The organism is Chryseobacterium sp. ZHDP1, assembly GCF_018603435.1.
In the GTDB taxonomy this organism is placed as follows: domain Bacteria; phylum Bacteroidota; class Bacteroidia; order Flavobacteriales; family Weeksellaceae; genus Chryseobacterium; species Chryseobacterium indicum.
Genome location: NZ_CP075682.1, coordinates 4,100,966 through 4,125,593, shown reverse-complemented (window position 1 = coordinate 4,125,593; position 24,628 = coordinate 4,100,966). Strand labels below are relative to the sequence as shown.

The window sequence follows — 24,628 nt, the reverse complement described above, 5'->3', positions numbered from 1 at the left end:
GGAACTAATTGACAAAACAATTTCTACTTTATGAAAAAGCGACTTCTTTCTGTTGCTGCAGCGGCTTTCTTCGGAATGGCTCTTAATGCACAACAAATTAAATTCGAAGAGTATGACTTACCAAACGGTCTTCACGTAATTCTTCATCAGGACAACTCGGCTCCGGTTGTAACAACAGGGGTAATGTACCATGTAGGTGCAAAAGACGAGGTAAAAGGAAGAACAGGTTTTGCTCACTTCTTCGAGCATCTTTTATTTGAAGGAACACCTAACATCAAGAGAGGTGACTGGTTTAAGATCGTTTCTTCAAACGGGGGACAAAACAACGCTAATACAACGAACGACAGAACGTATTATTACGAAACTTTCCCATCCAACAACGAACAGCTGGGACTTTGGATGGAAGCTGAAAGAATGCGCCATGCTGTAATCAACCAAGTTGGTGTGGATACTCAGAGAGAGGTTGTAAAGGAAGAAAAGAGATTGAGAATGGACAACCAGCCTTATGGAAATCTTTTCACTACCATTCAGAAAAATTTGTTTACCAATCACCCGTATAACTGGCCGACAATCGGTTCTATGGAGGACCTGAATGCTGCGAAATTAGAAGAGTTTCAGGCATTCTATAAAAAATATTACGTTCCGAACAATGCTACTTTGGTGGTAGCAGGAGATATTAAACCGGAACAGACTAAAAAATGGATTAAGGAATACTACGGAGGAATTCCAAAAGGAACAGTTTACCCGAAAGATTTCCCGAAAGATACTCCAATTACTCAGGAGAAAGAAGTAACGGCTACAGATCCAAACATCCAGCTTCCTGCTTATGTATTTGCTTACAGAACTCCGGGTAACAAAGAAAAAGATGCTTATATTTTAGATATGCTTTCTTCTTATTTAAGCAGCGGAAAATCTTCTGTTTTATACAAAAAATTAGTGGATCAGGATAAAAAAGCGCTTCAGGTACAGGCATTTAACCAAGGTCTTGAAGATTACGGTATTTTTGCATTCTTTGCGATCCCGATGGGACAAACCACAAAGGCTACTTTGCAGGCGGATATTGATGCTGAAATTAAAAAACTGCAGACGACTTTAATTTCTGAGGACGATTACCAGAAGCTTCAGAATAAGTTTGAGAACCAGTTCGTTAATTCAAACTCCAGCATTCAGGGAATTGCAGCTTCACTGGCAACCAACCACGTATTGATGGGCAATACAAACCTGATTAACAAAGAGATTGACATCTACAGAGGCATCACAAGACAGGATCTTCAGAATGCAGCTAAAAAGTATCTTAATTCCAACCAAAGAATAATCATTAACTACGTACCTGAAAAAAAGTAATCCGCTGAGATTTAGGTTTAAAAATGATTATTAAAAATTAAATTTTTACAAATGAAAAAGCAATTAACATATATAGCTGCAGCGTTTTTCTTCGCAGGAATGGTTTCAGCACAAAAAATAGATCTTAATGCCATGCCAAAACCGGGACCTACTCCGGCAATTAATATTGCAAAGCCAAAAACATTTCAGCTGAGCAATGGTCTTACGGTAATGGTAGTAGAAAACAATAAGCTGCCGAGAGTAAATGCCAATCTTACGATGGACAGAGCTCCTTACAGTGAGGGAGCTGTAACAGGAGTAAGTGAAATCATGGCGGAACAGTTCGAAAACGGAACAACCAACATGAGCAAAGATGAATTCAACAAAAAGGTGGATTATCTTGGAGCGAACTTAAACTTTTCTTCTAACGGAGCTGCAGCAAATTCACTTTCAAAATATTTTCCTCAGGTTCTTAACTTAATGGCAGATGCCATCATTAATCCGAAATTTTCTGCTGAAGAAATACAGGATTCTAAAGACAGAGCCATTGAAGGTTTAAAATCTGAAGAGAAAAATGCGTCTTCTATTGCTTCAAAAGTTTCTAACGCTTTAATGTATGGTAAAAATACATCAAGAGGAGAATTTGAAACGGTAGAATCGATCAGTAAAATTCAATTGGCAGATGTACAGAATACCTACAAAAAATATTACGCTCCGGACAACGCTTATCTTGTAATTGTAGGAGATGTAAAATTCGATCAGGTAAAACCTATGGTTGAAAAAGCATTCAGCGGATGGAAAAAAGCAAATACTCCGGTTACTCCTTTAGAACCGGCTTCTAATGTTGCCAAAACGGAAATTAACGTAGTAGATGTTCCTTCTGCTGTACAGTCTGTTGTGTCTTTAAACAACCTGAACACGCTGAAAATGAAAGATCCGAACTACTTTCCGGCAACCATTGCAAACTATATTCTTGGAGGTGGCGGTGAAGCGAGACTTTTCATGAACCTTCGTGAGAAAAACGGCTTTACATATGGTGCTTACTCTAATCTTAGCGCAAGCAAATATTCTCCGCAATTCTCGGCAAGTGCAAGTGTAAGAAACGAAGTTACGGATAAAGCAGTAAAAGAGTTCATGAACGAACTTAACGCTATTTCTACCGTAAAGCCTGAAGAACTGGAAAATGCAAAGGCTAAACTGAAAGGTTCTTTCATCATGTCTCTGGAGCAGCCATCAACCATTGCAAGATTTGCTCTCAATAAAAAAGTACAGAATCTTCCGGATGATTTTTATACCAATTATCTGAAATCTATTGATAAGGTAACGGCTGCGGATGTTTCTAATGCTGTAAAATCTACCATTCTTCCTAACCAGAGCAGAATTTTCATTGCCGGAAAAGCAGCGGATATTTCTGAAGGTCTGGAAAAATTAGGATATCCTGTGAAATATTTCGATAAAGAAGCCAATCCTGTAGCAAAACCTACAACACAGAAAGTAGATGCAGGAGTTACTGTTGCTTCTATTGCAGATAAATACATCAACGCAATCGGAGGAAAAGCAAACATTGATAAAGTTTCTTCTTACACGGTAAATGCTTCTATGTCTATGCAGGGGCAGAATATCGACCTGAAAATGATGAAAGCGAAAGGAGGAAAAGAACTTACCACTGTTACAGGAATGGGACAGACTCTTCAGAAACAGGTATTCGACGGAAAGACAGGATACTCTGAGCAAATGGGGCAAAAAGTGGAAATGAAGCCTGAGCAAATTGCTGAAAAGCTTAAAAATACTGAACTTTTCCCGGAGCTTGGTTTTGCAAAATCTGCTGACTACAAACTTGCAGGAATTGAAAAAATCGGCGGTGAAGATTCTTATGCTGTAAAAAATGGTGATAATACTTATTATTACAGCGTAAAAACAGGTCTTAAAACCGGAGAAACAAAAACAGTAAAAGCAATGGGACAAACCATGACTGTTCCTACAACATTCTCTGATTACAAAGATGTGGCAGGTGTGAAAATGCCTTATACCATTACCGTAAGCCAAATGGGTATGGACATGACAATGAACGTAAAATCTTACGAAGTGAATCAGGCTAAAGATTCTGATTTTAAATAAAAACAATCTGATCTTACAGTAAAAACGGCAACAATTGTTGCCGTTTTTTATTTTTCCTAACATTTGTATTATCTTTCTTTGTCATTCGGTAAAAAAAGATTAAATTTGCCCATTCAAAAAGATATCAAATTAATGGATTCTATATTTATACTATTGATGGTTCTTATTATGATCGCCAGCATTTTACTGGTTATCATCGTTATGGCTCAAAATCCTAAAGGCGGAGGTCTTTCCAGTACTTTCGGAGGAGCATCTTCTGCTCAGTTTGGAGTACAGAGAACCAACGACTTTATGGAAAAAGCAACATGGACTTTAGGAGGAACAATTATCGTTCTTATTCTTTTAAGTGTTGTAATTACAGGGAAGCCTTCAGCAACAGCTCCGGTTCAGACGCCTGCAAAAAAAGAAGCTCCGGCTAAGCAATCTTCAGCTCCTGCTTCTGCAACAACTCCGGCTAAGACTCCTGCACCAACAAAATAAGTAAATACTATTTATATATAAAAAGCAGCTCGATCGGGCTGCTTTTTTGTTTTATGATACTGATTTAGGTTTAATTGATTCTGAAAGAATTCCAGTAATCATTCTGATCTTCACCAAAAAGACATTCTATAAAAGAATCCAAAGACATTTTATACAAAACTTCCAGATCCATTTCTTTAAAATCTGTTGCAAAAAATTCAGGTTTCAACTGAATATCTTCCCGATCAATCACCAAAATATTTTCAGGGCAGTAAAAAGGATAATTTTTGATATCCGAATTGGTTGTAATTAATTTTCTTCCGGAAGCCAATACCTCAAAGGTTCTTATGGTTAAGCCATTCTGAAAAGGTTTATTAATATCCAGCACAGATTTTGTTTTTTTGTAAAAATCAATGATCTGATGATGATTCAGCTTATCAAAACTTACTTTTGTAATATCAAACTGCTTCAGGTTTTTATCAATGATCTTTTTCAGTCGGAATGCAATTTTTCCCATTGCATAATAATAAAAGTAAGATTTCAGATTCAGCCTGTCTGCAATTTCTCTGATCTTTTCTCCTACAATATACCGGTCTGTATGTGCGCTTCCTATGAAGACAATATCATATTCCGGTTTCTGAGTATGCTGTTTTAAGCTTTTGTAATCATCCACATAAAATAAAGGTCGGAAGCTTATGTTGTATTTTACCGAATCATTGTATTCAAACGTAAATTTTTTGTCGAAATATTTAAGATTTTCAATCAGATTAGGATATTCTTTCAATGGATCAAAATTATAATAAATCATTTCCATTTCAGGGTTGTCCTGCTTTATTTTTTCAAGAAAAAAAACAGGAATGGCTTCTCCTTTTATCAGGAAGAAATAATCGTATTTTTTGCCTTTAATTTCTTCAAGAATCCGGTTATAGTAATTGTTTATTTTAAGATGGTAGAATCTTTTATTAAGACGGATTATTCCTTTCGAAAAATTGGAATTGGAAGGTCTTTCGTCATAAAAATCCACTTCAGCGCCCAGTTCAGAAAGTCTTCGGGCTATTGCCTTTTCATATTTGAAAAAGCTAACCGACAGAAAAAGTATTTTTTTATCTTTTAAACAGATCATTTTAAAAGTCCTTTTACTTTCATTTCTTCAAGGGACTCTTTAAACTTTACATCCTGAATATTCTGCTGCAATACCCAATTGGTAAATTTGGACATTCCTTCCTCAAAGGATATTTTCGGCTGAAAATTTAATTTTGATTTAATCTTGCTGATGTCTGCAAAATTATGCCTGATATCTCCCAGACGAAACTGTCCGGAAACATTAATTTCAAAATCAACATTATAGAATTTTCTGAAACTTTCCGCTACCGTAGTTACAGCCGTTGAAACTCCTGTTCCCACGTTGAAAACTTCACCGTTCGCCCCATCATTTTCAATACAACGGATTGTTGCTTCCACGGCATCATCCACATGAATGAAATCTCTGGATTCGTTTCCGTCTTCAAAAACATTAATATCATTTCCGTTAAGAATCTGGGACGAAAAAATAGATAAAATTCCCGTGTAAGGATTTAAAAGCGATTGTCCTTCTCCGTAAACGTTCTGAAACCTCAGCGCAACCGGAGCAACTCCCATGGAAGAACAGGCAGTCATTACCATCTGTTCCTGGGTGTATTTTGTAATTCCGTAGATGGAAGTGGGATGTATTTTAGACTCTTCGTCCGTTGGCAAAGCGCGGAGAATCTGTCCATCGGGATAGATAATTTCGAAATTTCCTTTTCGCATTTCTTCTATGTTTCTGGGTCTGGGATAAATCAGTCCCAATTCGGGATGAAGATATTTTCCTTCTCCATAAACCGCTCTGGAAGAGGCAATAATTACTTTTTTTACCTGATGTGGTTTATTAACCAGCAGATCCAGCATTTTTGCGGTCCCTGAAACATTCACATCCGTATATTTTTCGATCTGGTACATGGATTGTCCGGTTCCCGTTTCTGCCGCAAAATGCACAATAACATCCTGTCCGTCAATCGCTTTTTCCCAGTCTTCAAAATGAGCAACATCTCCTTTAATGAAATTTACCTTTCCTAAAATATTTCTGTACAAAGGCGAATCCTCATCAGGATTTTCTCCGTGAATCTGAGAAGAAAGATTATCTAAAACTGTAATTTCATACCCCTTCTTCCTAAGTTCTAAAGATAACTTACTTCCAATAAATCCGGCTCCTCCCGTGATGAGTATCTTCATGCTGTGTTTGTGAAAATGTTATTTTTTTCTGTTTAAATTATAATAAAAAGTCCTAAGCAACAAAAGTAAATATTTTGCTTTATAAAACAGCTTAAATGTGGTATATTGAATAAAGTTTATTTCTTTTAAAATATACATTTCCTTCAGATTCTTTTTAAAACCTTTTGCCATTTCGGGAAGATTTGCAGACAAACCCGAAACCCCGAAACTTCTTTTTCCTTTGCCTACCAGAACCAGACTTTCATTCAGAATGTACATTTTATTTTTCAGGGAAACCTTCATCCAGTAGTTTACATCTTCCGCATATCGCTGTTCGGCATCAAAATAACCTGTATTTTCCAGAACTTTTCTCCGGAACATTACCGTAGAAGGCTGTGCCTCATTTCTTATCAGAAGTTTTCTGAAGGTAATTTCCGCAAGACCATTTTTTACACGGTACGGAAAAAGGATTTTATTATTATTTCTCGCCGTGGCAAGAAAATCTATTTTCAGTTTACTATTTTCAAAATATCGTATCTGTTTTTCGGTTTTTGCAGCATCCCACTCATCATCTGCATCCAGCAAAGCAATATAGTCTCCTTTTGCTACTTTCAGTCCTGTATTTCTTGCACTTGATACTCCGCCGTTTTCCTGATGAAGCAAGGTTATCGAAAGCTGCGGATTATCCTTCATGTAATTTTCAGCTATAGCAGCGCTTTCGTCTGTGGAGCCGTCATTCACGATGATAATTTCAAATTTTTCCAGAGGAAAAGTCTGATTTTTCACAGAATCCAGAGCAGAAACAATGGATTGTGCAGCATTATACATCGGAATAATTACGGAAATCATCTATACTTTTATATTATTTTTAAAAATACCCAAAATTAAAGCGGTCATTACAAACGGCATTGACATATTGAAAAAACTGATATCAAAATATGAATTAACGATCATATTTTCATAGCCATATTCTGCAAAAAACATGATAAACGGAACAAATACACAGATAAACAGTAAAATTCCTGACCAAAACAGAGTTTCATAAAAAGATTTTACCCTGAATGAAAGTATACAGCCTGAAGCAATATAAGAAATACTTAATATCAAAGGCTGTTTTCCTCCCTGAATAACAAAAGGATTATGCTTCAGGAAAACATTAAAATCCGGAGCATTATGAAAGAAAATATAGCAGACTGCAGCCATTGTAACTAAAAAAACAGCCGTAAAGCGCAGTTTTTCTTTTATTGAAAAATCAACAAACTTTTTAAACAATAAAATAGTCAGCGGAATAACTGCGGAAAGCCTCGTGAGTAAAATTAAAGCGGATAGAAACGATACAACCGCAGAATTGATCTTTTTCTCTTTGATGAATTTTTCCCAAATTAAATAAACAAACCCCGCAATGATGATAAAATTGGAAAACAAATCACTTTTAACATAAATTTCCCACAGATAACTGGGCGAAAGGAAAAGCAGGACCAAAACCGCAAGTCTATGCCTGTAATTATTAAAAATTTTAAAAATTAAATAAGCAAAAAGCAGAAAAGAGAAAGACTGCAGATACCCTACACTTCCGAAAAGCAGGTAAAAAGGCATCCCAAACACAATAAGAACTGGCAGATTAGAAGATTCTCTTCCCATATGATCCGGAATATTGTATGGATACTGTCCGCTGAAAACAGCCTTTATCCCGACTTCCATTGCCGACCAGCGATCAACATTCAGCGTATTTCCATCCACTTTATAATTTAAATAAATACTAATGAGAAAGAAGAAAAATATTCCCAGGAAAAAAGCCGTTTTATAAAAAAATTCTTTGAAATGAACTTTTAGATAGAAGAAACCCAATCCGAAAAATACCACAAGATATCCTGCCAAAAGCGGGATGTTATACTGTTCTCCGTATTTAATGATAAAAAGAGAATTTACAGCAAGATAAATACAGGCTAAACTGTAGGTTTTCAGTTTTTCTGATATTGGGATATTTGAAAATGCAGCTTCCATGAAGAATATTAGTTTTAAGAATTTCCTTCATTATAAGGCAGCCTGTTCATAATCGATCTTCCCAGAGAAATTTCATCTGCGTATTCCAGCTCATCACCTACGGAAATTCCCCTCGCAATACTGGAAAAATTCACATTAAAATTTTTAAACTTTTTGTAAATATAATATGCTGTGGTATCCCCTTCCATCGTTGCGCTTAAAGCAAAAATAAATTCCTTTACCTTTCCGTCATTCAGCTTTTTTTCGATACTCGGAATGTTTAGCTGATTGGGTCCTACTCCTTCCATCGGAGAAATTTTACCCCCCAGAATTAGATATTTCCCTGTATATTTTCCTGTGTTTTCAATAGCAATTACATCGCGTACATCTTCCACAATGCAGATGACCTCGTCATTTCGCTTCTCGTTGCTGCAAATCTCACAAATTTCAAAATCCGAAAAATTGTGACATTCTTTGCAGTATTTTATTTCGTTCACGAGATTAATGAGGGAATTTCCAAGGCTCGTCGCTCTGGAGTTGGGCTGTTTCAGTAAATGTAACGCCAGACGCAAAGCTGTTTTTCTTCCGATACCGGGCAATCCGGCAATTTCATCCACTGCTTTCGCTAAAACTTTACTAGGGTAATCCATAAAACAAAAATAATGATAATTGTTGACAGTTTACCATCCGCTCATTTCTTGTTTTGGATCTGAAAAATAAATTTTAATTCTTCTTAATAATCATCCTTTTTTCGTTGCGGTTTTCTGAGCTCAGATTAAAAACCTTATATTTGGTTCTCTAAATAATAACTTGAAAATAAAACTAAATGATTCTTAACAATTTAAACTATCCGCTGGATTTTAAATTCAAAATTTCTACACTGGCAAGTGATTTCAATATTACAGACAAAAACGGAAATTACGTCGCTTATGTGCGTCAGAAAATGTTCAAACTGAAAGAAGACGTTATCATTTTTAATGATGAAAGCAAGTCTAAAGAACTTTTCAGAATCAAAGCCGATCGGTGGCTTGATTTCAATGCCTCCTATTCTTTAACTGAAATAGCGACCGGAAGAAGCTTCGGAAGACTGGCGAGAAAAGGGATGCGTTCTTTCTGGAAATCTACTTATAACATTCTGGACAGTAATGATAAAGAACGCTTTACCATCACAGAAGACAATGCATGGACAAAGTTTCTGGACGGAATGGTAAGCGAAATCCCTGTGATCGGTATGTTTACCGGATATTTCCTAAACCCTTCTTACACCGTAGCCGGAATGGACGGAAAAGCGTACTTTAAACTGAAAAAAATGCCTTCTTTCTTCGGAAGAAGATTTCAATTGGACAGACTGGTTGATATTGATGACGAAGAAGAAAGTCTCGTAATTCTTTCATTGCTTATGATGACACTGCTTGAAAGAGCGAGAGGATAGCCTCAGAATTTCCGCAGTTTTCAATCTATGAAAATATCTTTTGATTTAGATGATACCATTATTTCCAACAATAGATTTCCTTTAGAAAAAGAGACTTTTTGGGCTAAAATTATCGGATGCGAGAGCATTCGATCCGGAACAGTTGCCTTGTTTAAAGCATTAAGAGACAGAAAACATACAATTTATATTTATACGACTTCTTACAGGAGTACCTTAAAAATTAAGCTCATGTTTCTATCTTACAGTATTCCGGTTGATGTTGTTATCAATCAGCAAATGCATGACAGAAGAGTGATAAGAAAAGGCAAAAATATTTCTAAATTTCCTCCGGAATTTGGCATTGATATTCATATTGATGATTCTGCAGGAGTTGAAATGGAAGGAAAAAAATTCGGATTTAAAACCATCATCATTTCACCGGATGAAACAGACTGGAGCAATATCATTCTGAATAAAATTGATGAATTTGGAATGGGATATGAATGATTTTAAAAAGCTAAATTTTATCAAAAAATCAATACATTAAATTTTCCTTACCTTTAAGTTTCGAAAATTTTTAGGTTAAATTAAATAATACACGATGAAATATGTAATCATTTTCTTTTCGGCTTTCCTTCTGGTTGCCTGTAAAAAAGATAAAGAAACAGTTTCCGATTCGGCAAAAAAAGATTCTGTAACGGTAGTTCAGGATTCTGTAAAAACAGATGTTCAGAAAACAGGTATTACCGTTGAGACATTTCCTTTTCCGAAAGAAATCAAGGAATGTTCATGCTATTTTGCGAAAAGCAAGTCGGATTTTGAAAACGAAAAGTACATTTATGCAGATGATGCCGGAAAAACAGCCTATATGAAGCTGGACGGAAAAAGACTGGCAATGAGCCTGATCTCTTCAAGTGATATGGAAGTAGATGAAGAGCTGAATAAAGAAATAGAAAGTGACGAATACAAAATCTCAGTAAAAGGTAAAAAAATAAAAGGTGAAGAAGCTTTGCTTTTTGAAGGTACTCTTACGATTGAAAAACCGGACGGAACGGTTGTCACCCTACCTGTTTACGGAGAATGCGGATGCTAAAAATCTGCCTGAAACAATAAAAAGAATGCTTCTGAATGATCGGGAGCATTTTTTATTTCGTAATTTTGATAAAAATAAATTTCATGGAGCTATCTCACATAGAACCGCAGATTATCTGGAAGAATTTCTCCAAACTGAATGCGGTTCCAAGACCCTCAAAAAAAGAAGAAAAAGTAATTGCTTTCATCAAAGAATTCGGTGAAAACTTAGGACTGGAAACCAGCGTTGATGAAGTAGGAAATGTAATCATCAAAAAACCGGCAACAGCGGGAATGGAAAACCGTAAATCTGTGGTTCTGCAATCGCATCTGGATATGGTTTGTCAAAAAAACAATGATGTAAATTTTGATTTTGAAACAGAAGGAATCAAAATGGAAATCGATGGAGACTGGGTAAAAGCAAAAGGAACCACTCTGGGAGCCGACAATGGTTTAGGAGTAGCGACAATCATGTCTATTCTGGAAAGTTCAGATATTCCGCATCCTGCTTTGGAAGCACTTTTCACCATTGATGAAGAAACAGGAATGACGGGAGCTTTAGGTCTGAAACCGGGACAGTTAACCGGAGATATCCTTCTGAATCTTGATACCGAAGAAGACGATGAAATTGATATCGGCTGCGCCGGAGGAATTGATGTAACGATCTCCCAAAACTACGAAACTGAAGCGGCAAACGGACAAATCGTGAGATTTGAAGTAAAAGGTTTGCAAGGAGGGCATTCAGGAATGGATATTCACAAAGGCTTCGGAAATGCAAATGTTATTTTGGGAAGACTTCTTTATAAGGCTTTGGAAAAAGAAAACATTCAGCTGATTTCTATTGACGGAGGCGGATTGAGAAATGCCATCCCGAGAGAAGCCGTTGCTGTTGCTTCCGTAAGAAATGCTCAGGAATTTATCGAAGAAGTGACGAACGGACTTAAAAAAGAAATTTTAGACGAGTTTGCAAGCATTGAATCCGGTCTTCAGATCAATATCGAAAACACTACAACTTCAGAGAAAGCGATTTCGGAAGCAGATTCCAGAAAGATTATTTTAACATTGAAATCTCTTCATAACGGAGTGTACAGAATGAGTCCGGATGTAAAAGATCTGGTAGAATCTTCCAACAACGTCGCAAGAGTTGAATTAAAACACGGTGCATTAAAAATTTTAAACCTTTCCAGATCATCTGTAGAATCATCTAAAGATTCGGTGGCTGAACAGTTAAAATCGGTTGCTGAACTTGCCGGAATGAATACCGTTTTCAGCGGTTCTTATCCGGGATGGAAACCAAAACCGGGTTCTGAAATCGTTCAATTGATGGAAAAAATCTATGTTGAGAAATTCACTGAAAAACCTCACGTTGTAGCCTGTCACGCAGGTCTGGAATGCGGAATCATTGGAGCCAATTATCCTGAAATGGAAATGGTAAGTTTCGGACCGACTATTCGCGGCGCACACTCTCCGGATGAAAAGGCAAATATTCCTTCGGCACAGAAATTCTGGAGTTTCCTGAAAGATATTTTAGCCAACATTCCTCAGAAATAAAATTGTAAAATTGCTATATTGAATATCCAAAGTCTTTTTGATTTTGGATATTTTTTGTTCCCAATCTTTCTCAATTGTTATCAAAAAGTTATACATTTGAATAAACAATCCAAAGTATGAACACACAGACACTCAATGAAAAACTTGAATTAATTCAATGGCTGTCAACATTGGAGGATGCTTCTGTTATCAAAAAACTGATTCAATTCAGGAAAGAGGAGACTAAAGACTGGTGGAGTTTAATTTCGGAAGAAGAAAAAGAATCAATTGAAAAAGGAATTTCTGAAGCGGATAATAATGAACTAAAATCTCATTCTGAAGCCAGAAAGTTATATGGAAAATGGTTATAATATTCTCTGGACCCCAAATGCTTTAGAGGAATTAGAACAGACAATAGAATATCTTCAACTTCATTTTACGGATAAAGAAATTAAAAAGCTTGTTCAAAAAATTGAAAGTTTAATTGAAATTATATCTCAAAATCCTTTCATATTTCCCATATCCGAAAGCAAAAATATTCACAAACTGGTTATTCTGGAATTTAACACCATGTATTACCGCGTAAACAATGGCAGCGTGGAAATTTTATCATTCTTTTCAAACAGACAGTCCCCTCAAAAAAGAAAAATTTAATTCAGTTTTTTTAATTGTTAATCATGAAAAGCATCACCGTATTCTGCGGATCCAGCTTCGGTTCTGCATCTATTTACAAAGAACAGGCAGCTTTGCTTGGTGAAACTCTGGCAAAACAAAAAATTCAGCTTATTTACGGCGGCGCAGATGTTGGTTTAATGGGCGCTGTTGCAGACGGAGCACTAAATGAAGGCGGAAAAGTAACCGGCGTCCTTCCCCGCTTTTTACAGTCCAAAGAAATTGCTCACAAACAATTGACAGAATTAATTCTGGTGGAAACCATGCATGAACGAAAAACCAAAATGAATGAACTTTGCGACGGCGTTATTGTTCTTCCGGGAGGTTACGGAACAATGGAAGAATTTTTTGAAATGATAACCTGGGCGCAACTGGGACTTCATAAAAAACCGATTGGAATTTTAAACATCAACGGATTTTATGACGATCTGATCAGACTTGTGGAAACAATGGTGGAAAAAGGATTTTTAAAGCAGATTAACCGTGAGATGCTTTTAATCTGTGAAAATATTGAAGAATTACTGGAAATGATGAAAAATTATCAGGCTCCGAATGTTGGAAAATGGATTTCGAGGGAGGAAGTTTAGTATATTTACATTACAGACTTTTAATTGTCTAAAAAAAATCAACCATGAAAAATATATTTCTTTCAGCAGGATTATTTTTAAGTCAAATAATATCCGCACAGTACAATTATCCTGCAACTCCTGAAAAAGTGGTGGTGGATGATTATTTTGGGACAAAAATCACAGATCATTACAGATGGCTGGAAGACATCAAAAATCCGGAAGTGAAAAAATGGTTCAAATCTCAGTCTGATTTCAGCCATACCGTGATTGATAAAATTCCGAACCGTGAAGATCTTTACAGACGGATGAAAGAAGTACAGGAAATGAACGGTGATTCTTTCGACGTCATCTATCAAAGAGGAAACACCTATTTCTACACAAAGACTAAAAAAAGCGAAAACCTTTCTAAGCTTTATTCAAGAGATCTTGCAACAGGAAAAGAATCGCTGATTTTTGATCCTGAAACGCTTGGCAAAAATACACAAATCACCAATTTTGTACTAGATTCCAAAGCGGGAAAAATTGCTATTTTACTATCAAAAGCAGGCGGAGAAATCTGCGATTTAAGAATTTTTGATCTATCCACAAAGAAATTTCTAAAGGATGAAATCGGTCCTATCTGGAGTGAATTTGCTTTTGAATTTACACCCGATGATAAAGCTATTCTTTATACAAAAATGAGTACCGCAGATCCAAGCAGTAATATGCTTCTAAAAGACATGAAAGCGATGCTTCATGTGATTGGAACCGACACAAAAGCTGACAAGGTATTAGCATCCAGAGAAGATTATCCAGAGCTGAATGCTTTAACAGAGCAATTTCCTTCAATTTATTTTACCGATGACTATAAAAATATTGTTTTAAGATTAAGTTCTGTAAAATCTGAAAGTCCGATATTTGTTGCACCTTTTTCTGAATTAAGAAATAAAAAAATAAACTGGAAACAAATCGTAAAACCATCAGACGATATTACTGATGTATTTATTTCCGGCGACAAATTATTTCTGCTGACTCATAAAGATGCACCCAATTATAAAATTACTCTCACAAGCTTATCCAATCCTGCCCCTGATAAAGCTAAAACTGTAGTTGCGGAAAGCAAGGATAAAGTAATCATAAGTATTCATAATTCTAAAAACTATCTTTATTACTCTTTAGGAGATGGTATTGTAAGAGATAAATATCAGGTAAATATCAATACACTTGCCGGAAAGAAAATTGATTTTCCGACAGGGGTTAACAGTTCATTATCTCTCAACCAAAGAGAAAACGACAATATATACTGTAACAATGTTAACTGGCTGACTCCGTTGACGACCTATGAATACAACCCTGAAAAAGAGAATATTGTAAAAAGCAAATATCTTAATTCAGAAACAAAATATCCGGATTACAGCACACTTTACAATGTAAAAGAGGTGGAAGTAAAAAGCCACGACGGCGTTATGGTTCCGCTATCTATTATTTATCGTAAAAATATAAAAATGGATGGCAGCAGTCCGGCTTACATTACAGGTTATGGCGGTTATGGATTTTCATATGAGCCGCGTTTCTCAACAAGACTTTCTGTGCTGTTGGAACAGGGTGTCGTATTGGCAATAGCGCACGTAAGAGGAGGAGGCGAAAAAGGGGAAAACTGGCATAAAGACGGTATGAAAGGAAAAAAACCGAATACATGGAAAGATTTTATTGCATGTTCTGAATATCTGATCTCCCAAAAATACACCTCATCTTCAAAACTCATTGGGAATGGTGTAAGTATGGGCGGAGTACTCATTGGAAGAGCCATTACGGAAAGACCTGATCTATTTGCCGTTGCTATTGCAGAAGTAGGAATGACCAATGCCATCCGCTCTGAGATTACACCGAATGGTCCTAATCAAATTCCGGAAATAGGAACTTTAAAAGATGAAGAAGACACTAAAAACCTCCTTGAAATGGATGCCCAGAGTAAAGTAAAAGCCGGAATAAAATACCCCGCTGTAATTATCCGCACCGGAATGAATGACTCAAGAGTTGAACCTTGGGAACCCGGAAAATTTGCAGCCATATTGCAAAAACATTCCGGTTCAGGAAAACCTGTTTTGCTGTATGTAAATTATGAAAACGGACATTTCACCAGTGATTTTGACGTTGTTTTTAAAGAATATGCCGATATTTATTCGTTTGCTTTATGGCAGGTGGGGCATCCAAAATTTCAGCCTGTAAAGTAATAGAAACAAAACCTCCCGAAGAAAATCTTCGGGAGGTTTTTTATGGTAAGTTAAAGTCTTTCTAAGGATAAGGAGCAATCTCTACTTCCAGACCTTCCATTTCAGGAACAATATGCAACTGACAACCCAGTCTGCTGTTCTCCTGTACATGGAAAGCTTCACCCAGCATCGCATCTTCTTCTGCTCCCATTTCGTCCAGTCCCGGATCGTTGGTCACATAAACCTGACATGAAGCACACATTGCCATTCCTCCGCAAACTCCGATGGTTCCTTCTTCCGCCAGTTCATAAGAACGGATGATTTCCATCAGATTCATGGACATATCCGTTGGTGCAACAACATCGTGCGTAACGCCTTCCCTATCGGTAATTTTTATATTAATATCGCTCATCTTTTGTTGATCGTTAATAGTTGATTGTTGATGCTAATTGATATTCAACAACAGACAACAAAATTAGTCAATTTTTTTCACAACTGCCTTTTCAGCCTCTTTTCTGCTTCCGTCGAATCCGTCTACTCCGCTTACCGTTGTATATTTCAGAACGAATTTTTTACCCGGATTAAGTCTGTTGTAAACACTCTGACACATTAAAGTTGCTTCATGGAATCCGCAAAGAATCAGCTTTAATTTTCCCGGATAAGTATTGATATCTCCGATCGCATAAATTCCGTCGATGTTCGTCTGATAGTCTAAAGCATTGTTTACAACGATTGCATTTTTCTCGATATTCAGTCCCCAGTTTCCGATTTCTCCCAATTTTGGTGTTAAACCGAATAACGGAATAAAATAATCTGTTTCAATATCGTAAGGATCCTGTCCGTCAATAGCAACCGTGATCGCTTCTACTTTTCCGTCTCCTTTAATCGCTGTAACCTCTGCAGGAGTTATTAATTTAATTTTACCCTGATTTTTAAGATCCTGAACTTTTTCTACAGAATCCAAAGCGCCACGGAATTCGTTTCTTCTGTGGATCAGAGTTACTTCACTTGCCACATTTGATAAGAAAATACTCCAGTCCAGCGCAGAATCTCCTCCTCCTGCGATTACTACTTTTTTATTTCTGAAATGTTCAGGCTCTTTTACGAAATACTCAAGACCTTTCTCTTCGTAATCGGCTACGTTTTCAATGGTAGGTTTTCTTGGCTCGAAAGTTCCCAAACCTCCTGCAATGGCAATTGCTTTTGCTCTGTGAACCGTTCCTTTGTTCGTAATTACTTCAAACCATTCATCATCCACTTTTGTGTAAGAAACCGCTGTTTCTCCCAAAGTGAATCCCGGCTGAAACTGCTTGATCTGCTCCATCAAATTATCCACAAGTTCTCCTGCATTTACAGAAGGGTATCCCGGAATATCGAAAATAGGCTTTTTAGGATAAAGCTCAGCCAACTGTCCTCCCGGTTGAGGAAGTGCATCAATAATATGGCACTTCATTTTTAATAAACCTGCTTCAAATACAGCAAAAAGTCCTGTGGGACCGGCTCCTATGATCAATATATCCGTCGTTATCATAATTATAAGATAATTTAATTATACTTGTGAGCGCAAATTTACTAATTTTAATGCGAAGCATATTTAATTCAGTCTAAATAAAAAACTGAGATTTGTCAAATATCTTTTATATTTTTAAGTTATTGAATTTGGCAATGTTTTTGTAAAATTTAAATTATGAAGAAATTTTTAAGTATTATTTCGATATTTATATTCATTCTGGGATTTGGACAGATTGATAATATTGCAGACGGAGAGTCTATTACGCTGAGAATCCATTACGGATTTCTGAATGCCGGTACCGCTAATCTTACGGCACAGAAAACCACTTTCAAAGGCGCTCCTCACCTTCATGTAAGAGGGACAGGACAGACTACGGGAGCGGTAAGAGCTTTTTTTAAAGTGGAAGATTTTTATGAAAGCTACATCAATATGCAGACTGAACTTCCTAGCTTTTACGTAAGAAATGTGCGGGAAGGAAGCTACAGACAACATCTGGAAACTACTTTTAATCACGACAACAATACATTGGTTTTAACGGATAAGAAAACGCCGGCAAACGGATCGAAAGTGATAAAATCTGTAAAAGGAGTTCAGGATATGCTTTCGTGCTTCTACTACTTAAGAAGCAAAACTGCCGCTGAACTGAAAACAGGAACAGTAATCAACATGAATGTCTGGATTGATGATGAAATGTTTCCTTTTCAGTTAAAAGTAGTGGGAACTGAAAATCTGGAGACCAAATTCGGGACAATTAACTGTTTAAAAATTATTCCGTCTGTGAAAAGCGGAAGGGTTTTTAAAGAGAAAGAAGGAGTAACAATGTGGGTTTCCAACGACGCCAACCACATTCCTATTTTATTGAAAGCTGAATTGGCAGTCGGATCCTTAAAAGCAAGTATCGACGGATATAAAAATGTAAAATATCCCCTAAAGTTCACAAATTAAAATATGGTAACTCATTAGAAATAAAGTGTCTGCAAAATTTGCAGACACTTTTTCATTTTGTCATGTAATACATCTCAGATTTCGGTTGTCTTCTTTAAAACATTAAGAACTGAAATATGAAAACTCATATACTGACAATTTGCCTTATTTTATCTTCTCTATTCACCTATTCTCAGAAAAAGGAAGATGTACAGATTGTCAGAAAAAACATAGTCATCACAAAAACTTCATCATCGCCCAAAATTGACGGAATTCTGGATGATGCAGAATGGCGGAACGCTCCTGTTGCTACAGGTTTTATAGAAAGACAGCCCAACAACGGAAAACTTCAGGCAGATTCTGTGAGAACGGAGGTAAGAATTTTATATGATGATACAGGAATTTACTTCGGAGCACAGATGTACGATCCTACTCCCCATAAAATTGCGAAAGAACTCACGGAAAGAGACGGTGTAGGAAATGATGATTTTTTCGGTGTTACTTTAAACGGCTATAATGATAAGCAGCAGAGTCTGGAATTTATGGTAACCGCTGCCGGAGTTCAGTTTGATGCAAAAATAACAACAGACGGTGAAGATTCTACATGGAATTCTATCTGGTACAGCAGCGCAAAAATTAACGAAAAAGGATGGGCTGTAGAAATGAAAATCCCTTATTCTGAACTGAGATTTCCGAAAAGTAATGTGCAGGAATGGGGAATGAATATGTTCCGAAGAATTCAGAGGATTAAAGCTTCGTATGACTGGAATTTTGTGGATAATGCTAAAAATTCTTATACTTTGTTTGATGGTGTTTTAAAGGGAATCGAAAATATCAATCCTCCTACCCGATTGTCTTTTACGCCTTATTTTTCAACATATGTGAACAGCTTCGATGGAAAAACTACCGCCAATGTTAACGGCGGAATGGATGTGAAATATGGGATTAATGACGCCTTTACATTCGATATGACTTTGATTCCTGATTTCGGACAGGCAAATTTTGATAATTCAATTCTGAATTTAACGCCATTTGAACAACAGTTTTCCGAGCAGAGAACGTTCTTTACCGAAGGAACCGAACTATTCAGTAAAGGCGGAATGTTTTATTCAAGAAGAGTCGGCGGACAGCCTTCTAGATATCCGACAACCAATGACAATGAAGAAGTAACGGAATATCCTTCAAAAGTAAAATTATTCAATGCTTTTAAAATTTCGGGAAGAACAAAAAAAGGATTGGGAATCGGCTTTTTTAATGGGATAACACAAAAAATGGAAGCTACGATTTTAAACCATGAAACCGGAGAAGTGAGAAGAGAGGTGGTAGAACCGTGGACGAATTACAATGTTCTGGTTTTTGACCAGCGATTTAACGGGAATTCTTCTGTCTCTTTGGTAAATACTAATGTTACCCGAAACGGAGATTTCCGCGATGCGAATGCAACGGGAATTCTCTGGGACATCAACAACAAAAAAAATACTTACAATACTTTCGGAAGTTTAAAAGGAAGCTGGGTGATGGATGGTGAAACGAAATTCGGGACTAAAGGTGAGCTTGGCTTTGCAAAAATTTCAGGGAAAAACCGTTTTAATATCAACGGAAATGTCACTACAAAAGACTGGGACATCAACGATGTAGGATTTTCTACAAGAACCAATTTCGGAAATTACAACGCGTGGTACGGTTACAGAATTTTGCAGCCTACGAAAACGTTCAACAATATGTATCTGAATTTCAACCTGAATTATTTTCACAGATTAGAACCGTTCATTTTTCAGAATCTGATTTTTAATAACAATAACAGTTTTACCGATAAAAATTTCAGGGTTTTCGGAGGAGGAATAGAGTTTACACCTTTTACACAAAACGATATTTACGAGCCGAGAACTTTTGGGAGACATCTTCAGGTTCCTAAATATTTTGATTCCTGGATCTGGTTTGAAAGCGACAGCCGAAAGAAATTACAGCTTAATTTCAGTTTCGATTATTATGCGTATGATGAAAAAGGCAGAAATCAGGTTCTTACCAATTTCGGACTTCGTTACCGTTTTTCAGACAAATTTAATGTAAACTGGAGCTTTAATCCGAGCTTCAGCAATAATGAAACAGGTTTTGCAGGGAAAAACAGCTCTGATATTTTCATCGGAAGAAGACAGCGAAATACCTACGAAAATGCACTGACTTCAAAGTATACTTTTAATGAAAAAATGGCTCTTACATTAACTTTCAGACATTATTTTTCGGATGTTACCTACAAACAATTTTACACGCTGAATCAGGACGGAAGTCTTGCAGAAACCAATGCTTTTGATAAAAATTTAAACGGAACCTACAATGCATGGAATGTCGATTTAAGATTTTCGTGGTGGTTTGCTCCGGGAAGCCAGTTGACATTATTATACAGGAATGCCACTTCCAATTATCTTGAATTTTCAAGGCTGAATGTGAAGAAAAACTATGATATGCTTTTCAGCGAACCTACTGTAAATAATATTTCTCTAAAGTTAACGTACTTTCTGGATTATAATAGGATAAAAAACTGGACGAAGAAGAAAGGTTAATCGTTGATTTAACAGAACCGTTGTATATTTTCAATAGAATCTTGTTTTTAATTACGTTTTGTTTCTTAGGTCAGTAATTAAAAACGTCAAGCCTCCGAAATTTCGAAGGCTTGATTTTCATTGTGTGTGTTTTTTTAGGCTGCTTTCTAACCTTTGCTACCTTTTTTTAGTATCTATCACAGAGCATTGCTGCTCTGCAATAATGATACAAGTATTATCATTTGTGCTTTAAGATATTTGATCCTGAAATAATTTTTTTTCATCATTTGTGTTTTCAGAATCAAAATCAATTTTAATTACCGGTTAATAATTGTTGTTTTTGTTGATACAAATGTAGGCACATTGTGGTACATAATTCTAATAAATCATTTAGATATATATCGCTAAGCTTGTAGATATTTATCTACAGAATATAAAAAGCAATATTTAGCTTTATAAACAGGCATTTTAAATAAAAAAATTCATGAAATATTATAATTTCATGAATTTTATATCATAATAACCTCTAAAAATCAGTAATGATTTTTCATGAGATCAATAAGTTCTACAATATTTTCGATGTTAAGCTTATCGAAAATTCTTTTTTTAATTGTACTTACTGTATTTTGTTTTACATCAAGACGATTGGCAATTTCGAGATTTCCAAGACCTTCGGCGTACATCTCTGCAATCTGAAGTTCTCTTTCCGTAAGAGACAGCAAAGGATTTATAAGTGTTGGGTTACTTATAGAGTTTCTCAGCAAAGCCTGTGTAACATCAGAAATATAGCTTCCGTGAGTGTACATTTTTTTTATGGCCTCAGAAATTTCTTCCTCCTCATTCAGTTTGCTCAAAAATCCGTCTGCTCCCGCATTCAAAAATTTCAGAGAATGGGTGCTTTCTTCAATTCCTGTGAAAATTAACACTTTGGTTTTCGGACTTATTTTTTTAATTTCCGGTACAATGGTAATGCTGTTTCCATCGGGAAAATGAGCATCTATAATGGCAATATCTATCGGATGTTCCTGTATAGAGTTCATCAGCTGCTGTAAACTGGAAGCTTGAAAAATTTCGCATTCCCAGTCCATGTCTTCCAGCAGAAAAACAATCCCCTGTCTTATCAGGCTATGGTCATCTGCAAGCAAAACATTAACAGATGCAGAATTTAGTTCACTCATTTACTGATATTTAAATTAACAGAAAAATGTACGGTTGTGCCTTTTCCTTCTTCGCTTGAAACAGAGATATCTCCATCGTATAAACCAATAATTTCTTTACATAAGCTCAATCCTAAGCCTGCACCTAGATTTTCTACGTCTTCCGACAGAACTCCCTGATAATAAGGTTCGAATATTTTTTCCAGATCGGATTTTGAAATTCCGACACCGGTATCGCTGATTTCTGTAATCAAAGATATTGTATTTTCGTCAACAGGCTGCGTTTTAGCGGTGACTTTTATCTGCCCGTTTTCAGTAAACTTATTCGCATTTCCCAGAATATTCATGAAAATCTGATTGATCTTTTTATTATCAGAATAAACATTGATATCCGGATTTATATTTTCATCAATAATGAATTTATTGTTTCTGGTTTCAATATACGGCTCAATGGAAGTAAGAATTGAAGTGATCTCGCTTTTAAGATTAAATTTCACCGGAATCAGTTTATTTTCAACCGCCTGATTTTTGGTATACTCCAAAATCTGGTTTGCCTGCATCAGCAGAGAATCGTTGGTAAAACTGATGGATTTCAGATATTCTTTCACCTTTTCATCTTCCGTTCTCTTATTAATCCGGTTAATGAACAAACCTATGATTTTAAGCGGAGATCTCAGCTCGTGACTCAGCATTCCCAAAATTCTGTTCTTGAAATTAAGGTTTTCGCTGATCTGTTTATTGGCAGCGTTCAGCTTTTTCTCATAAATAAAGGCAATTCTGGTTAAGAACATGATTAATACAGAAACAATAAACATCAGAATCATCGCCCCAAATACGAGATTTTTTCGGATTCTGTTGCTTTCGGAATTCTGCTTTTGATATTCTTTCTCAAGCTCGGCTTTCGAATCTTTAATGGCAACATCATAAATGTTCATCAGTCCATTGCTATACACCATAAGATTATTAAAGATTTTATAGAAGTTACCGCTGTTGTTCTGGTTTCTTACGACATTCACCTGAATTTTCTTTATTTCTCCTTTATAATGATTGTTTACTTCATTAAAAATACTGTCGAATTCAGCTTTAATATTGGCAGGACTGGCTTCTTTTCCCTGTTTCACCGTGATAATCGTACTTTCTTTCCGTACATTTTCTTTTCCGGAAATAGCGTCTCCCAAACGTCCGAAAAGTCCTTTTTTCTTTACCGTATCAGAGATTGTCTTTGTTTCTACCTTAAATTTATCAAAGTCGTAGTTTACACTGTATTTTTCGAGTTTAGGAAGATTATTCTCGACTTTAAAGTTAGATTTTGTTGAATATTCGTAGGTAGAATCTATCAGAGATTTCAGTTTTTTAATCTCCATAGAATCTTTTCTGTTTGAGGTAAGAACATTCTTAAGCTTAGGATATTTGTTTTCGTAATGTCCGATGCTGTCGAGATTTTTACCCAGTTTATTAAGGGAAGCGAAATATGAATTAAGATAAGTATTATCATTGCTCACCATGTATTTTTGAAGGAAATTTTGTGCATTCAGAAGCTCTCCTCGGGAATTATCCGTAAGATTTTCCAGTGTATGAACTTCTTTCAGCTGATTTTCAAAGAAAGCCAGATTTTTTCTTGAAATAAATTCATTATAGAAATATCCTGCAATAAGAAGCTGGATGAGCAGAATACAAACGAGCAATGAGTAATGGATTATTTTTCTCGCTTTAAAGTTCAATAATTTTTTGGACATTTTGTGTAAGTTATTAGTAAGTGTGTTTAGCTGTTTTTTAACTGCAAAGAAATTTTGCTTAACCGTTTAAATCATCATTTAAATTTGAAAATTTTAAACAAGTTTAGCATAAAAATAGTAAAAAATCCTGTAAATATAATTTTTACAGGATTTAAATTTATTTAAAACTTCAATATTTATAAAGTTTTGAATTGCTCTAATGTTCTGATATCATTTTCGAAAAACATTCTGATGTCGCTCATCTGATAAAGAAGCATTACAATTCTTTCAATTCCCATCCCGAAAGCATATCCCGAATATTTCTCAGGATCAATGTTTACATTCTTCAAAACCGCCGGATCTACCATTCCGCAACCCATGATTTCCAGCCATCCCGTTCCTTTTGTTATCCTGTAATCTGTTTCAGAGTTTAATCCCCAATATACATCAATTTCCGCACTTGGTTCCGTAAAAGGGAAATAAGAAGGTCTCAGTCTGATCTTGGATTTTCCGAAAAGCTCAGTTGTAAAGAACTGAATGGTCTGCTTTAAATCTGCGAAGCTTACATTTTCATCAATATACAATCCTTCAATCTGGTGGAAAATACAGTGGGAACGCGAAGAAACCGCTTCGTTTCTGAACACTCTTCCCGGAGATAAAATCCTGATCGGCGGCTGATTCTGTTCCATGTAACGGATCTGTACGGAAGAAGTATGCGTTCTTAATAAAATATCAGGGTTCTGCTCGATGAAGAAAGTATCCTGCATATCTCTCGCCGGATGATATTCCGGAAGATTAAGTGCCGTGAAGTTATGCCAGTCGTCCTCGATTTCAGGACCGTCTGCCACAGCAAAACCGATAGATTTAAAAATCTCGATGATTCTGTTTTTAACTAAGTTGATCGGGTGTCTTGATCCCAGCTCCAAAGGAAACGCCGGTCTTGTAAGGTCTTCTTTTTCTACGATAATAGAAGATGCGGAAGCATTTTTTAAATCTTCCAGTTTTACGTTAACAGCCTGCTTCAGAGTATTGATCTTCTGCCCGAAATCTTTCTTCTGGTCGTTGGGAACTTCTTTGAATTTTTCAAAAAAATCATTCAGAATTCCTTTTTTACCATTGTACTTGATTCGGAAGTTTTCAATTTCCTCTTTAGATGTAGCATTAAAGCTGTTTACCTCAACGAGTAATTCTTCTATCTTTTCTATCATTGTTTTACCCTTTC

23 protein-coding genes are annotated in these 24,628 nt (G+C 36.1%); 13 read left to right on the top strand and 10 right to left on the bottom strand.

From position 1 onward, the window contains the following. Positions 1-30 precede the first annotated feature (30 nt). From KKI44_RS19120 to secG, 3 genes are all read left to right on the top strand, one after another. Positions 31-1,344 carry a M16 family metallopeptidase gene (locus KKI44_RS19120; RefSeq protein ID WP_214588754.1) on the top strand — a complete coding sequence of 438 codons (1,314 nt, stop codon included), beginning with the start codon at positions 31-33 and terminating at the stop codon, positions 1,342-1,344. A 51-nt stretch (positions 1,345-1,395) separates the two neighbouring features. Beyond that, complete coding sequence (locus tag KKI44_RS19115) at positions 1,396-3,441, top strand: M16 family metallopeptidase (RefSeq protein WP_214588753.1); 2,046 nt, start codon at positions 1,396-1,398, stop codon at positions 3,439-3,441. Positions 3,442-3,573: 132 nt separating this feature from the next. After that, positions 3,574-3,921 (top strand): preprotein translocase subunit SecG, encoded by a 348-nt coding sequence (gene secG / locus KKI44_RS19110; RefSeq protein WP_214588752.1) that lies wholly within the window; start codon positions 3,574-3,576, stop codon positions 3,919-3,921. 70 nt (positions 3,922-3,991) lie between these two features. On the opposite strand, the gene KKI44_RS19105 is transcribed toward secG, so the two are convergent. The 5 genes from KKI44_RS19105 to recR are packed head-to-tail and all read right to left on the bottom strand — an operon-like array spanning position 3,992 to position 8,762. Next, positions 3,992-5,023, bottom strand: coding sequence for a hypothetical protein (locus KKI44_RS19105; RefSeq protein ID WP_214588751.1), 1,032 nt, complete (start codon positions 5,021-5,023; stop codon positions 3,992-3,994). Then, positions 5,020-6,150, bottom strand: a complete 1,131-nt coding sequence (locus KKI44_RS19100) for an NAD-dependent epimerase/dehydratase family protein (protein WP_214588750.1) — start codon at positions 6,148-6,150, stop codon at positions 5,020-5,022. Before KKI44_RS19100 ends, KKI44_RS19105 begins: the two co-directional genes overlap by 4 nt. An 18-nt stretch (positions 6,151-6,168) precedes the next feature. Next, complete coding sequence (locus KKI44_RS19095) at positions 6,169-6,978, bottom strand: glycosyltransferase family 2 protein (protein ID WP_214588749.1); 810 nt, start codon at positions 6,976-6,978, stop codon at positions 6,169-6,171. After that, positions 6,979-8,133: a hypothetical protein gene (locus KKI44_RS19090; protein WP_214588748.1), complete on the bottom strand. Its 1,155-nt coding sequence runs from the start codon at positions 8,131-8,133 to the stop codon at positions 6,979-6,981. A gap of 14 nt (positions 8,134-8,147) precedes the next feature. Next, positions 8,148-8,762 (bottom strand): recombination mediator RecR, encoded by a 615-nt coding sequence (recR, locus tag KKI44_RS19085; protein ID WP_214588747.1) that lies wholly within the window; start codon positions 8,760-8,762, stop codon positions 8,148-8,150. Positions 8,763-8,938: 176 nt separating this feature from the next. Between recR and KKI44_RS19080 the strand changes: the two genes are divergently transcribed. From KKI44_RS19080 to KKI44_RS19045, 8 genes are all read left to right on the top strand, one after another. Continuing rightward, the gene (locus tag KKI44_RS19080) at positions 8,939-9,544 is read left to right on the top strand and encodes a hypothetical protein (RefSeq protein WP_214588746.1); all 606 of its coding nucleotides are present in this window, start codon (positions 8,939-8,941) and stop codon (positions 9,542-9,544) included. 27 nt (positions 9,545-9,571) lie between these two features. Further along, positions 9,572-10,030, top strand: coding sequence for a hypothetical protein (locus KKI44_RS19075; RefSeq protein ID WP_214588745.1), 459 nt, complete (start codon positions 9,572-9,574; stop codon positions 10,028-10,030). A gap of 94 nt (positions 10,031-10,124) precedes the next feature. After that, positions 10,125-10,616 carry a hypothetical protein gene (locus tag KKI44_RS19070; RefSeq protein WP_214588744.1) on the top strand — a complete coding sequence of 164 codons (492 nt, stop codon included), beginning with the start codon at positions 10,125-10,127 and terminating at the stop codon, positions 10,614-10,616. Positions 10,617-10,699: 83 nt separating this feature from the next. Further along, positions 10,700-12,145: an aminoacyl-histidine dipeptidase gene (locus KKI44_RS19065; RefSeq protein WP_214588743.1), complete on the top strand. Its 1,446-nt coding sequence runs from the start codon at positions 10,700-10,702 to the stop codon at positions 12,143-12,145. A gap of 116 nt (positions 12,146-12,261) precedes the next feature. Further along, positions 12,262-12,495 carry a hypothetical protein gene (locus KKI44_RS19060; protein ID WP_076395731.1) on the top strand — a complete coding sequence of 78 codons (234 nt, stop codon included), beginning with the start codon at positions 12,262-12,264 and terminating at the stop codon, positions 12,493-12,495. Next, complete coding sequence (locus KKI44_RS19055; protein ID WP_214588742.1) at positions 12,479-12,778, top strand: type II toxin-antitoxin system RelE/ParE family toxin; 300 nt, start codon at positions 12,479-12,481, stop codon at positions 12,776-12,778. The genes KKI44_RS19060 and KKI44_RS19055 overlap by 17 nt, the downstream gene beginning before the upstream one ends. 23 nt (positions 12,779-12,801) lie before the next feature. After that, positions 12,802-13,383 carry a TIGR00730 family Rossman fold protein gene (locus KKI44_RS19050; RefSeq protein ID WP_076395726.1) on the top strand — a complete coding sequence of 194 codons (582 nt, stop codon included), beginning with the start codon at positions 12,802-12,804 and terminating at the stop codon, positions 13,381-13,383. A gap of 44 nt (positions 13,384-13,427) precedes the next feature. Continuing rightward, on the top strand, positions 13,428-15,578 hold the full coding sequence (locus KKI44_RS19045; RefSeq protein ID WP_214588741.1) for a prolyl oligopeptidase family serine peptidase: 2,151 nt from the start codon (positions 13,428-13,430) through the stop codon (positions 15,576-15,578). 61 nt (positions 15,579-15,639) lie between these two features. Here the strand turns inward: KKI44_RS19045 and KKI44_RS19040 are convergent, their stop codons facing one another. Both KKI44_RS19040 and KKI44_RS19035 read right to left on the bottom strand, forming a co-directional pair. After that, the gene (locus KKI44_RS19040) at positions 15,640-15,969 is read right to left on the bottom strand and encodes a 2Fe-2S iron-sulfur cluster-binding protein (protein ID WP_087707626.1); all 330 of its coding nucleotides are present in this window, start codon (positions 15,967-15,969) and stop codon (positions 15,640-15,642) included. Positions 15,970-16,032: 63 nt separating this feature from the next. Further along, entirely contained in the window at positions 16,033-17,088 is a 1,056-nt protein-coding gene (locus KKI44_RS19035) for an NAD(P)/FAD-dependent oxidoreductase (RefSeq protein WP_087707623.1), read from the bottom strand. A gap of 156 nt (positions 17,089-17,244) precedes the next feature. On the opposite strand from KKI44_RS19035, the gene KKI44_RS19030 reads away from it, so the two are divergent. Then, the gene (locus KKI44_RS19030; RefSeq protein WP_214588740.1) at positions 17,245-18,015 is read left to right on the top strand and encodes a DUF3108 domain-containing protein; all 771 of its coding nucleotides are present in this window, start codon (positions 17,245-17,247) and stop codon (positions 18,013-18,015) included. Positions 18,016-18,131: 116 nt separating this feature from the next. Next, positions 18,132-20,555: a DUF5916 domain-containing protein gene (locus KKI44_RS19025; protein ID WP_214588739.1), complete on the top strand. Its 2,424-nt coding sequence runs from the start codon at positions 18,132-18,134 to the stop codon at positions 20,553-20,555. Between the two features lie 512 nt (positions 20,556-21,067). Here KKI44_RS19025 and KKI44_RS19020 read toward each other — a convergent pair. The 3 genes from KKI44_RS19020 to pheS form a co-directional block, all read right to left on the bottom strand. Further along, positions 21,068-21,712 (bottom strand): response regulator transcription factor, encoded by a 645-nt coding sequence (locus tag KKI44_RS19020; protein ID WP_214588738.1) that lies wholly within the window; start codon positions 21,710-21,712, stop codon positions 21,068-21,070. Further along, positions 21,709-23,427: a sensor histidine kinase gene (locus KKI44_RS19015; protein WP_214588737.1), complete on the bottom strand. Its 1,719-nt coding sequence runs from the start codon at positions 23,425-23,427 to the stop codon at positions 21,709-21,711. The genes KKI44_RS19020 and KKI44_RS19015 overlap by 4 nt, the downstream gene beginning before the upstream one ends. A 176-nt stretch (positions 23,428-23,603) precedes the next feature. Next, positions 23,604-24,614 carry a phenylalanine--tRNA ligase subunit alpha gene (pheS, locus tag KKI44_RS19010; RefSeq protein WP_214588736.1) on the bottom strand — a complete coding sequence of 337 codons (1,011 nt, stop codon included), beginning with the start codon at positions 24,612-24,614 and terminating at the stop codon, positions 23,604-23,606. Positions 24,615-24,628 lie beyond the last annotated feature (14 nt).